The organism is Pseudotamlana agarivorans, assembly GCF_018860245.1.
Classification (GTDB): Bacteria; Bacteroidota; Bacteroidia; order Flavobacteriales; family Flavobacteriaceae; genus Pseudotamlana; species Pseudotamlana agarivorans_A.
The window spans coordinates 1-13,434 of record NZ_JAHKPD010000016.1; the positions used below are offsets into that span (position 1 = coordinate 1).

Consider the following 13,434-nt stretch of genomic DNA (forward strand, 5'->3'; position numbering starts at 1 on the left):
TCAGATGGTTGCATTACTAACGATTTTAATATCACAATAACACATTCAGGTAGCGATCAAACTCCTGCAATGGGTACCACTCCAACTGGAACTACCAACATTGATGCTTGTCCGATTGAAGCCGATATTGACGCTATAGTAACAACTGCATCAGATATCACTGCTATTGAAGCGGCATATTCAGATAACTGTGGAACGGTTACAGCTTCTTTTGAGAGTCAAACACTTTCAGGTGATCAATGTGCTTGGAGTTTAGAGCGTATTTACACTATTTCAGATGGTTGCATGGCTAACGATTTTGATATCACAATAACACATACGGGTAGCGATCAACAGGCTGCAACAGGAATTGCTCCTACTGGAACTGCAAATATTGATGCTTGTCCAGTTGAGGTTGATATTGACGCTATAGTAACAACTGCATCAGACATCGCAGCTATTGAGTCGGCATATATTGATAACTGTGGAACGGTTACAGCTTCTTTTGAGAGTCAAACACTATCAGGTGATCAATGTGCTTGGAGTTTGGAGCGTACTTACACTATTTCAGATGGTTGTTCTACAAATAATTTTGATATCACAATAACACATTCAGGTAGCGATCAACAAGCAGCAACAGGAATTGTTCCTACTGGAACTGCAAATATTGATGCTTGTCCAATTGAAGCCGATATTGACGTTTTAGTGACAACGTCATCGGATATTACAGCTATTGAAGCAGCATATACTGATAATTGTGGAATTGTAACTGCATCTTTTGTTAGTCAAACACTTTCAGGTGATCAATGTGCTTGGAGTTTAGAGCGTACTTACACCGTTTCAGATGGTTGCATAGCTAACGATTTTGATATCACAATAACACATACGGGTAGCGATCAACAAGCAGCAACAGGAATTGCTCCTACTGGAACTACCAATATTGATGCTTGTCCGATTGAGGTTGATATTGACGCTATAGTAACAACTGCATCAGACATCGCAGCTATTGAAACGGCATATTCAGATAACTGTGGAACGGTTACAGCTTCTTTTGTGAGTCAAACACTTTCAGGTGATCAATGTGCTTGGAGTTTAGAGCGTATTTATATTGTTTCAGATGGTTGCATGGCTAACGATTTTGATATCACAATAACACATTCAGGTAGCGATCAACAAGCAGCAACAGGAATTGCTCCTACTGGAACTACCAATATTGATGCTTGTCCAATTGAGGTTGATATTGACGCTATAGTAACAACCGCATCAGACATCGCAGCTATTGAAGCGGCATATACAGATAATTGTGGAATTGTAACTGCATCTTTTGTGAGTCAAACACTTTCAGGTGATCAATGTGCTTGGAGTTTGGAGCGTACGTATACCGTTTCAGATGGTTGTTCTGCAAATAATTTTAATATCACAATGACGCATTCGGGTAGCGATCAACAAGCAGCAACAGGAATTGCTCCTACTGGAACTACCAATATTGATGCTTGTCCGATTGAGGTTGATATTGACGCTATAGTAACAACTGCATCAGACATCGCAGCTATTGAAGCAGCATATACTGATAATTGTGGAACGGTTACAGCTTCTTTTGTTAGTCAAACACTTTCAGGTGATCAATGTGCTTGGAGTTTAGAGCGTACTTATACGGTTTCAGATGGTTGCATGGCTAACGATTTTAATATCACAATAACACATACGGGTAGCGATCAAACTCCTGCTATGGGTACCACCCCTACTGGAACTGCAAATATTGATGCTTGTCCAATTGAAGCCGATATTGACGCTATAGTAACAACCGCATCAGACATCGCAGCTATTGAAGCGGCATATTCAGATAACTGTGGAACGGTTACAGCTTCTTTTGAGAGTCAAACACTTTCAGGTGATCAATGTGCTTGGAGTTTAGAGCGTACTTATACTGTTTCAGATGGTTGCATGGCTAACGATTTTGATATCACAATAACACATACGGGTAGCGATCAACAGGCTGCAACAGGAATTGCTCCTACTGGAACTAACAATATAGATGCTTGTCCAATTGAAGCCGATATTGACACTATAGTAACAACCGCATCAGACATCGCATCTATTGAAGCAGTATATACTGACAATTGTGGAATTGTAACTGCATCTTTTTTAAGTCAAACACTTTCAGGTGATCAATGTGCTTGGAGTTTAGAGCGTATTTACACTATTTCAGACGGTTGTTCTACAAATAATTTTGATATCACAATAACACATTCAGGTAGCGATCAACAGGCTGCAACAGGAATTGCTCCTACTGGAACTACCAATATTGATGCTTGTCCAGTTGAGGTTGATATTGACGCTAGAGTAACAACTGCATCAGACATTGCATCTATTGAAGCAGCATATACTGATAATTGTGGAATTGTAACTGCATCTTTTGTGAGTCAAACACTTTCAGGTGATCAATGTGCTTGGAGCTTGGAGCGTACTTATACAGTTTCGGATGGTTGTTCTGTAAATAATTTTGATATCACAATAACACATTCAGGTAGCGATCAAACTCCTGCAACAGGAATTTCTCCTACTGGAACTGCAAATATTGATGCTTGTCCAATTGAAGCCGATATTGACGTTTTAGTGACAACGGCATCGGATATTACAGCTATTGAAGCAGCATATACTGATAATTGTGGAACAGTTACAGCTTCTTTTGTGAGTCAAACACCTTCAGGTGATCAATGTGCTTGGAGTTTAGAGCGTACGTATACCGTTTCAGATGGTTGCATAGCTAACGATTTTGATATCACAATAACACATACGGGTAGCGATCAACAAGCAGCAACAGGAATTGCTCCTACTGGAACTACCAATATTGATGCTTGTCCGATTGAGCTTGATATTGACGCTATAGTAACAACCGCATCAGACATCGCAGCTATTGAAGCGGCATATACAGATAATTGTGGAATTGTAACTGCATCTTTTGTGAGTCAAACACTTTCAGGTGATCAATGTGCTTGGAGTTTGGAGCGTACTTATACAGTTTCGGATGGTTGCATGGCTAGCGATTTTGATATCACAATAACACATTCAGGTAGTGATCAAACTCCTGCTATGGGTAGCACTCCTATTGGAACTGCAAATATTGATGCTTGTCCGATTGAGGTTGATATTGACGCTATAGTGACAACCGCATCAGATATCACTGCTATTGAAGCAACATATACTGATAATTGTGGAATTGTAACAGCTTCTTTTGTGAGTCAAACACTTTCAGGTGATCAATGTGCTTGGAGTTTGGAGCGTACTTACACTGTTTCAGATGGTTGTTCTGCAAATAATTTTGATATCACAATAACGCATTCGGGTAGCGATCAAACCGCTCCTGTAATTGATATTCAAAATAAAAACGACATTGAAATCATTTGCGGAAAAGGAGATACACAACAACAAATCCTAGATTGGTTAAATTCTAATGCTGGCGCAACAGCAAACGATAATTGTGGCAATATAACATGGTCCAACGATTATGGTGGAGATAATACTGTGAAATGTAAATTAGGAAAGGGCATTGTAGTCAACTTTACAGCTGAAGATGCCTGTGGAAATACTAGTTCAACTTCTGCCATATATCATATTAAAGACCTTATTGCTCCAAGTATTATTACCCCTGCAGCAGATTTAACAGTAGAATGCGATGGTTCTGGAAATTTAGCAGAATTAAATAACTGGTTAACAATAAATGGTGGTGCTGTTGCTACAGAAGATTGTTCAACCATGACTTGGTCTAACGATTTCACAATGCTTTCTGATGAATGTGGTGAAACAGGTATGGCAATAGTGATATTTACCGTTCAAGATGCTTGTGGAAACGAAACATCTTCTACGGCAACATTTAAAATCGAAGACACTAAGGCTCCATTAACACCAAGTACACCTTTAGATATAACTTACGAATGTATTGCCGATGTACCGCCAGTAGGCAGTTTAACAGCTATAGATGATTGTAGTGGTAATATTACAGCACTAGGTGTAGATAATATAAACAATACAGATCCTTTAAATATTATCATTACACGAACATGGACGTTTGTTGATGATTGCTCAAACACATCAAGTACAACACAAATTATTACAGTAAAGGATACCACACCACCTGTGCTTAATTTACCAGTAAATGTAACAGCGCAATGTAGTGATAACCTAACCCCTATTGCATTTGGTATAGCGACAGCAATAGATAATTGCGATCCTAATCCAATTGTTACATACAATGATGTTAGAAAAGATGGAGCTTGTTCTGGTACATTTACTATTACGCGTACATGGACAACTACGGACATTAGCGGAAACTCAGTGTCTGTTGATCAGCAAATATCAACATCCGATACTACGGCTCCAGATTTCGATCAAACGATTCTACCTGCTGATGCAGTTGTTGAATGTGATAACATTCCTTCTAATGAAACATTAACAGCAACAGATAATTGTGGAAACGCAACCGTTTCTGTAACTGATGTAATTATTGATGGGCATTGCCCTTTTAATTACATAATAGAACGTAGGTATTTAGCAACCGACGATTGTGGTAATTCGAGAATTCATCTTCAAACAATTACCGTTCAAGATACGACGGCGCCACAGTTTGTTGAAACGCTACCACCATTAACTTTAACCGTAGAATGTGATGCAATTCCAACACCTGAAATTTTAACAGCCACTGATAACTGCGGAACAGCTTCTGTTACTGTTAGAGAAATTAAAACCATTGATAATTGTGAAAACAACTATAGTTTGGCTAGAATTTGGACCGCGACAGATGAATGTGGATTAACAACTACACATACGCAAATAATTACGGTTCAAGATACTCAAGCTCCACAGTTTGTTGAGGCTTTACCAAGCAATATTACCGTAGAATGTGATGCTGTACCAGATGTAACTATTTTAACCGCTACTGATAATTGTGGAACTGCAACAGTGACTTACAATGATGTTAAAACAATTGGAAACTGTATTAATAATTACATTATAGAGCGAACATTTACAGCTAAAGATGAATGCGGTTTAATTTCAACTCACACGCAAACAATTACGGTTCAAGATACCACAGCACCAGTGCCTTCAACATCTTTTTCAACGACTTTAGATGTGAGTTGTACAAATATTCCTGAAGTTCCAAATGTTACGTTTACAGATAATTGTACTGCTAATATTACGATTGATTACAATGAAACCAATTCCTTTGATGAAAATGTATTTCAAGATTATCAAATTGTAAGAACATGGAAAGTAGCAGATGAATGTCTTAATGAAGCAATCTATACACAAACTATTAATGTTAGGCTAGACGAGATATTCACAGAGTTTGTTGCTCCAGATATTTGTTTTAATGATGGTATAGTCGACCTTTTTAGTCTTATCCCAGAAGACTTAAACACTAGAGGTACATGGGAAATTATAGAGGGTGAATCTGGAGCAACACTTGAAGCTAATATTTTTAATCCGACGGTAATTAAAATGAGTGAAGATTTTCGACCAGGAACTGAAGGTATTATTTATAGATTTAGATACACCACCACAAATAATGGTTGTATAAGTGTGAATGAGGTGGTCATGAATTTGCATGCCGATTGTGTTGTGCTTCCATGTGGTGAAGATGAAATCAACATCTCAACGGCAATCACTCCAAATGGTGATGGTTACAATGATACTTTTGATATTAAGGGCATTGATTTATGTGGTTTTGTTGCCGAAGTTAAAATATTCAACCGATGGGGCGCTTTAGTTTATCAGTCCAACGACTACACCTTGGGTAGTATAGAAACATCGGGGGTTGAAGGAGATTGGGACGGTTCATCTCCTAATGCATCTCTTGGTTCAAATGGTAGACTACCTTCAGGAACATATTATTACATTATTAATTTAAAAAATAGCGGAATAAGCCCTTTAACAGGTCCTATATATATTGGAACCAAATAAAACCTAACCTATGAAACTATTAAAATATAACATTTTAGCGATTGCCTTGTTAAGTGGTACGTTTGGAATTGCACAACAGTTACCGCAATTTACACAGTATATGTACAATACCATCTCAATAAATCCAGCTTATGCAGGAAGTAGAGATGTACTTAGTATTGTTGGTTTACACAGAAGCCAGTGGGTTGGATTTAAAGGCGGACCAATTACACAAACTCTTTCCATAAATACACCACTAAGAAATGACCGAATAGGCTTGGGTTTGTCTTTTATGGAAGATGATTTAGGCCCGCAAAACTTCACTTATTTATATGCCGATTTTTCATATGCCATTCCTACTGGTAAAAATGGGAAATTATCTTTTGGTGTAAAAGGAGGAGCAACAATATTTAGTTTTGATTCTAATTTTCGATTAGATTCCGATAACAAAAACGACCCACTTATTTATGGTACTGAAGACAGATGGTCGCCAAATATTGGCGCGGGAATTTATTGGAGTACAGATCGACTATATTTTGGATTATCAGCTCCAAGAATTTTAAACACCGATATGCATAAGAAAAATGGATTTGAGGCCTTAGAACATATTAGCTATTACTTTACAGGAGGCGTGGTTGTAGATATAAGCAAGCAATTTAAATTTAAACCTGCATTTCTAATCAAAGCCATTACTGGCGCTCCGCTTTCTTACGATTTAACTGCTAATTTTTTGTATAACGAAAAGTTTTGGTTGGGTGCATCCTATAGGATCAATGAGGAAACATCTGCTATCGGTGGGATTGTAGATTTTCAAATATCGAAACAACTTCGTATTGGGTATGCTTATGAAAAGCCAATTTCAGATATTGCTAGATACACCTCAGGAACTCATGAGCTATTACTCATGTATGAATTCAAATTCATGAACACTAAACTAAAATCTCCTCGCTATTTCTAACACTTATTTCTATGAAAAATATAAATAACATATTTCTATATAGCGCTTTATTTTTAAGTTTTTCAGTGTTTGCACAACAAGGAAAACAGAAAAAAGCAGATACATTATTTAATAAGTTCTCATTTGTAAAGGCTTCTAAAGTATACCAAGAACTTATTCAGAATAATTATAATAAAGACTATGCAACTAGAAAAATTGCCGATTGCTATGCTTTATTAAGAGATCCTAGAAATGCCAATAGGTATTATAAAAGTGTTGTAAAACAAGAAAATGTTCCTGTAGAATACTATTACAAGTATGCCCAATCGCTTCGTGGTATGAAAAAATACAAAGAATCCGAAATTTGGCTGCAGCGCTATATTGATTCTGGAGGCGCTCCAGGTAATAATGATTTTACAAAGAATGTAAATTTTATAAGTAGTGTATTTGGTGCTAAACAACAGTATTTCTTAGATAAGGTCAGGTTCAATTCAAAATTCAGTGATTTTGGCGCTTTTGAGCATGATGGCAAAGTTTACTTTGCTTCATCAAGAGATGAAGGTGTCTCCACAAAAAGGCTATATGGGTGGAACGCGCAACCATTCCTTGATATATATGTAGCAAAGGCAGGTACTAGAAAAAATGTTGATCACACTGCTAAAGTACCAGGGGAAATAAATTCTATTTATCATGATGGGCCCGTGACCATAACCAAAGATGGAAAAACCATGTATTTTTCTAGAAATAATTTTACAAAAGGTTTTGAAATTAAGGATAACAAGGGTTTAACTAATATGAAAATTTATCGAGCTCACCTCGTTGATGGCAGCTGGACTAATATTGAAGATTTGCCTATTAATGGTGATGATTTTTCTACACAACACGCCGCCCTTAACAGTGATGATTCTAAATTATACTTTACATCAGATAGACCCGGTACATATGGAGGATCGGATATTTGGGTTGCTAATATTAATGAAGATGGTAGTATTACAGATGTAGAAAATATGGGAAATCTTGTAAATACTCAAAGTGCTGAAGGCTTTCCTTTTATAAATGCTGAAGGCGTTTTATTCTTTTCATCCGACGGACATATTGGCCTAGGGTTAATGGACATATTTGCGACCATTAAAGGTGATGACAATGCGATTGTCGATATTATAAACTTAGGTATACCTATCAATTCTAGTACCGATGATTTTGCTTTTACTATGAATCCGAATGGTGTTACAGGTTATTTTGCTTCCAATCGTCGTGGTGGTCGTGGTAGTGATGACATTTACGCTTTTCATAGAGAACCTGTACTTCATGTTGAAGGTGTGGTTACAAATGCTATTAATATGACACCAATTGAGCATACCAAAATTACCCTATACGATGAAAATGATAAAGAAATTGCATTTATGCATACAGATGAAAACGGATATTATCAAATTAACATAGATAGGAATAAAGATTATAAAATAGTTGCAAGCCAAAACAAATACATTGAAGATTATAGAAAATTCACATCAAAAAACCTTCAAACTGAATTAATAACGATACCTACTAACTTGTTGTTAAACCCTGTTCATGACGTAGCGAAGTTAGCCGAACTTAAAGATATTTACTTTGATTACGACAGTCATGAAATAAGAGAAGATGCAGCAAAAGAGCTTCTTAAAATTATATATTTAATGCTTTATGATTACCCTGATATGGTAATAAAAATTGAATCTCACACCGATTCAAGAGGGTCTTTAAGTTATAATGATAAATTATCAATTGACCGTGCAAATGCTACTTACAATTATTTAATTCGCGGAGGGATAGATCCATCTAGAATTACAGCACATGAGGGTTTTGGGTCACGACAATTAACAAATGGTTGTGAAAGTGATACCGATTGTGAAGAAGCAGATCATCAACTTAATAGGCGAACACATTTTACCGTAGTACAAATGGAATAGTCACAATACTTATTTCCTAAAACAAAGCCATCAAAAGTACGTTCTTTTGATGGCTTTTATAATGTCTTTATTAGAGAAAATCAAGGTGATAAACGCTCAATCTTCCAATCAAAATCCTCCTGTAGTTTATAACGAATGCGATCATGTAGTCGATTTGGACGTCCCTGCCAAAATTCTATTTCAACTGGCTTAACAATATAACCACCCCAATGTTTAGGTCGTAATACCTCTTTACCTTCATAAGCCGCTTCCAACTCTTTTAGTTTACCTTCCAGAAACAACCGGTCTTCAACAACTTCACTTTGATTAGATACTAAAGCACCTATTTGGCTTCCTCGAGGTCTAGATTCAAAATAACCATCACTCAAATTCTCAGCAATTTTTTCAGCCTTTCCTTTTATGATGACTTGTCGCTCTGCCCCATGCCAAAAAAAAGAAAGACAGACATTAGGATTAGATTCAATAGCCTTACCTTTTTCACTGTTGTAGTTTGTATAAAATATAAAACCTTCATAAGTGTATCTTTTTAGAAGCACCACTCTACTTTTTGGATAACCATCCAAGCCAAGTGTTGAAACTGTCATGGCATTGGTTTCATCTTCAATGAAATATTGATCTACTTCATGAAACCATTTTTGAAATAATTCTAATGGGTTTTCAGGAACATCCCTTAAAAGCAGGGCTCCCCTTTCATATGACTTTCTATATTTACCTAAATCCTTTTCCATAAGTTACAAATTAACGAAAAATATATTTTTTTAACATTAAAATTTAAGTAAACACCTTAAATTTGCAAGTTAAAAAAACTATAATGAAATTTGAAAATTCCCCTCTAAGTAAAACATTTAGTTTTAATAAACTTGAATTGCCTTTTGGCAATTTTTTTCTGTGCAAAAAATTCATTGTTTCAGAAATTCATGAAGGTGAACATTTTGATATGGATAAAATTATGTTCGCCGCTAAAGAAATTATTGCTTATTATGGTGAAGAAGCTAAAATAGCATACATTTCAAACCGTGTGAACTCCTACTCTACAGACCCTCAAGATTGGGCCAATATTACTGCAAATTCAAATCAATTAATAGCAACAGCTATTATTTCTTATAATCAAATGGGGCAACTAAATGCTAATTTAGAAAAGCATTTTGCCAAATTAGAAATGAAAATTTGCGATTCTTTGGAAGAAGCAATTACTTGGGTGAATAGCTTGAATGTTGTAGTTTAAAACTCAAAAGTTTTACCATCTTCAGCTAGTTTTACATTTGAAAACACTTGTTTAGCTTCTTTCTTAAAAACTGTAATATTATCGTATCTAGTAGAATAATGCCCCAAAATTAAGGTGCCAATATTGGCCTGTTTAGCTATTTGAGCGGCTTGTTTGGCAGTAGAATGCTTAGTTTTTACAGCTAAGTCTTCATGTTGATCTAAAAAAGTAGATTCATGATATAAAACATCGGTGTTTTTGATAATAGGAACAATGTCTTCCTTGTACATGGTATCACTACAAAAAGCGTAACTTAATGGTTTAGTTCCAGGCTTAGTTACTTTTTTATAATCAATTAAAACACCATCTTCATTTTCAACATCAAAACCCTGAACAAGCTTTCTATAATAAGCGACGTTTATATTGGCTTCTTCAGCAGCATAAACATCTAATTTACGATCACCTTCTTTTTCTTTGAATAAATAGCCATTTGTATAAATTCTGTGATTTAATGGAATCGTATGCACCTCTACTTTGTCATCCTCAAATATTAACTCTGATTTATCGGATGTCAATTCATGAAAATATAAATTGTAATTTGTCCATGAATCGGCTAATTTCATTTGTAAAACAACAATATCTTTAATTCCTTTTGGGCCATAAACATGTAAATCGGTTTCGCGAGTAAGTAATCTAAATGTAGAAATGAGTCCGACTAAACCAAAAAAGTGATCGCCATGTAAATGTGAAATGAAAATATGTTTAATGCGATTAAACTTTATCTTATGCTTACGTAATTGCACCTGAGTACCTTCTCCACAATCAATTAGAAACATATGATTGTTTATTTCTAATACTTGCGAGGTCGTGTTATTTAAAGTTCTTGGTGTTGCGCTATAACAGCCTAATATTGATAATTTCATCTAATCACTTTTAAGTTGTATTCTGTCATATAAAAGTGAATTAATTTCTAAACGACAAATACGTTATAGATTCCTTAAAAACCTAAATCACGTTCCATGTCTTCCATCTCAATAACATCATAGGCTTCTTGAAGGGTTGGTACTACCATAATTTCTTCAGGAACCACATCAAGGTCAATTTTATCTGTAACCACAACAAAAGACTGTTTGGTTGCTTTATGTTTTTTAGAAAGTTCTAAAAATTCAACAATATCGGCCTTTTCAAAAGCTCCTAAAGTATTTAGAGCCACAATGATATTGCTGCTTTTAAACTTAGGATATAAGGCTTGGATCTTTTTTACTAATTCTATAACAGTAACTTTTTCCTGAGTAATTATTGAAGTATTTCCGTTTTGGTCTAAAATCATAATTTACTGTTTTATTTTTGATGCTAATAAATATATAACGGCCATTCGTACGGCAACGCCATTTTGAACTTGATCCAATATAATGGACTGTTTAGAATCTGCCACATCACTGGAAATTTCCACACCTCTATTAATAGGACCTGGATGCATGATGGTAATCTCCTTATCTAAGGAATCCAGTAAATCTTTAGTGACACCAAACTGCTGTGTGTATTCTCTAGTTGAAGGGAAATAACTAATATCCATGCGTTCATTTTGAACGCGTAACATATTTGCTACATCACACCAATTCAAAGCCTTATGTAAATTTGTCTCAACCTTTACTCCAAGTTCTTGAATGTACTTTGGAATTAGTGTTTTAGGTCCGCAAACCATCACTTCAGCACCCTGTAATTGAAGGGCGAAAATATTTGAAAGCGCTACCCTACTGTGTAAAATATCACCAACTATGACCACCTTTTTACCCCTTACATCACCCAATTTTTCTCTAATAGAATACGAATCTAAAAGCGCTTGTGTAGGATGTTCATGTGCACCATCACCAGCATTTACAATACTCGCTTTAACATGTTTTGAAAGAAAAACTCCTGCCCCTGGATTTGGGTGACGCATCACCACCATATCCACTTTCATAGATAGAATATTGTTTACCGTATCAATTAAGGTTTCCCCTTTTTTTACTGATGACTGCGCAGATGAAAAATTAATCACATCGGCAGATAAACGTTTTTCTGCCAGTTCAAAAGATAATTTTGTTCTGGTAGAATTTTCAAAAAACAGATTGGCAATAGTAATGTCTCTAAGCGATGGGACCTTTTTAATCGGTCTATTAATCACTTCTTTAAAATGATCGGCTGTTTCAAAAATAAGTTGAATATCTTCTTCCTTAAGATATTTAATTCCTAATAAGTGATTGACACTTAATTCGCTCATCGTTAAAGTTAAAAATTGAAAGTTAGACCGTTACTCCTGTGTAGCTTAAGCCTTAACTTTAGTTATTTATATTTATTGTTCAATTAAGTAAACCACATCTTCATCAGAATGATCATGCTCTTTCCAGTTTACTTTTACTTTTTCATTATTTATCACATCCACTTGGCGGCCACGATAATCTGGCTGAATGGGTAAATGTCTGCTAAAACGGCGATCAATAAGCGTTAACAGTTCAATTTCATTTGGTCTTCCAAAGGATTGAATAGCTGTTAAAGCCGCTCTAATACTTCTTCCTGTGTATAAAACATCATCTATAAAAACAATGTTTTTGTCTTCAACTAGAAAATTGATTTTAGTACTATTGGCTTCCAATGGTTTTTCACCTCTTCTAAAGTCATCTCTAAAAAACGTGATATCTAAATGCCCTAATTCAATGTTTTTAACCTTGTAATCGTCGGTCAAAATTTTAGCCAATCTATCTGCTAAAAACACGCCACGAGGCTGTAATCCAATAAGAACTGTGTTAGAAAAATCGTTATGTTTTTCAATAAGTTGACAAGCCAATCGGTGAAGAATGATGTTTACCTCTTTTTCGTTAAGTAAAACTTTCTGACTCATATTATTATCCAAAACGTAAGTTGGAGAACAAAGGTAATGCAAAATATTAGAAGTTGAAACCAATCAGGTTAAAGATTATTTAGGCGCATCCATCCCGATAGCTATCGGGAGGTCGGGCTGGAGTTTATCTTGAGTGGAGTCGATAGCGCGGACTTGCAGTCCGTGCCTAAATAAATACGCTACAATACGCACTTACAACAAATACCCTTCAAAAGCTTAAAAGTAAATATAGAAACTATTAAATTTAAATGAAAAACTCTTTTCTTACTTTCAACTTCCTGATGGCTATAGAATTTAATAAAAAAGCCTTTACAGTCCCGATAGCTATCGGGACTGTAAAGGCTTTTTCATTTATTGCTTACTCTAGTGGGCACGGACTACAAGTCCGCGCTATCAACGTTTCTTTTAATTGTTATTCGCGCTATCGGGTTCAGCTGAAAAACACATTCCTTTCTTTAAACTTCCTGATGACTATAAGGCCTTTAACATTTATTGCTTACTATTGTGGGCACGGTTTGTCGAAGATTTCTTCACGTACTTTTAT

General features: G+C 35.7%; 9 protein-coding genes. 4 read left to right on the forward strand and 5 right to left on the reverse strand.

The features are described from left to right. Positions 1-69 precede the first annotated feature (69 nt). From KO493_RS10740 to KO493_RS10750, 3 genes are read left to right on the forward strand one after another with little or no spacing between them, the layout of a single operon-like run. Positions 70-5,940: a gliding motility-associated C-terminal domain-containing protein gene (locus KO493_RS10740; protein ID WP_216067971.1), complete on the forward strand. Its 5,871-nt coding sequence runs from the start codon at positions 70-72 to the stop codon at positions 5,938-5,940. Between the two features lie 10 nt (positions 5,941-5,950). Then, complete coding sequence (locus tag KO493_RS10745) at positions 5,951-6,877, forward strand: PorP/SprF family type IX secretion system membrane protein (protein ID WP_216067972.1); 927 nt, start codon at positions 5,951-5,953, stop codon at positions 6,875-6,877. A gap of 11 nt (positions 6,878-6,888) precedes the next feature. Further along, positions 6,889-8,805: an OmpA family protein gene (locus KO493_RS10750; RefSeq protein ID WP_216067973.1), complete on the forward strand. Its 1,917-nt coding sequence runs from the start codon at positions 6,889-6,891 to the stop codon at positions 8,803-8,805. 80 nt (positions 8,806-8,885) lie between these two features. Here the strand turns inward: KO493_RS10750 and pdxH are convergent, their stop codons facing one another. Further along, positions 8,886-9,533 carry a pyridoxamine 5'-phosphate oxidase gene (gene pdxH, locus KO493_RS10755; protein WP_216067974.1) on the reverse strand — a complete coding sequence of 216 codons (648 nt, stop codon included), beginning with the start codon at positions 9,531-9,533 and terminating at the stop codon, positions 8,886-8,888. An 83-nt stretch (positions 9,534-9,616) separates the two neighbouring features. Here pdxH and KO493_RS10760 point away from each other — a divergent pair, with 83 nt between their 5' ends. Continuing rightward, the gene (locus KO493_RS10760; protein ID WP_216067975.1) at positions 9,617-10,030 is read left to right on the forward strand and encodes a hypothetical protein; all 414 of its coding nucleotides are present in this window, start codon (positions 9,617-9,619) and stop codon (positions 10,028-10,030) included. Here the strand turns inward: KO493_RS10760 and KO493_RS10765 are convergent. The 4 genes from KO493_RS10765 to pyrR form a co-directional block, all read right to left on the reverse strand. Next, complete coding sequence (locus KO493_RS10765) at positions 10,027-10,932, reverse strand: ribonuclease Z (RefSeq protein ID WP_216067976.1); 906 nt, start codon at positions 10,930-10,932, stop codon at positions 10,027-10,029. The two genes, KO493_RS10760 and KO493_RS10765, sit on opposite strands and share 4 nt — an antisense overlap. 74 nt (positions 10,933-11,006) lie before the next feature. After that, positions 11,007-11,339 (reverse strand): ribonuclease Z, encoded by a 333-nt coding sequence (locus KO493_RS10770; RefSeq protein WP_216067977.1) that lies wholly within the window; start codon positions 11,337-11,339, stop codon positions 11,007-11,009. Positions 11,340-11,342: 3 nt separating this feature from the next. After that, positions 11,343-12,272 carry an aspartate carbamoyltransferase catalytic subunit gene (locus KO493_RS10775; protein WP_216067978.1) on the reverse strand — a complete coding sequence of 310 codons (930 nt, stop codon included), beginning with the start codon at positions 12,270-12,272 and terminating at the stop codon, positions 11,343-11,345. A 72-nt stretch (positions 12,273-12,344) separates the two neighbouring features. After that, positions 12,345-12,890 carry a bifunctional pyr operon transcriptional regulator/uracil phosphoribosyltransferase PyrR gene (gene pyrR / locus KO493_RS10780; protein ID WP_216067979.1) on the reverse strand — a complete coding sequence of 182 codons (546 nt, stop codon included), beginning with the start codon at positions 12,888-12,890 and terminating at the stop codon, positions 12,345-12,347. Between the last annotated feature and the right edge of the window lie 544 nt (positions 12,891-13,434).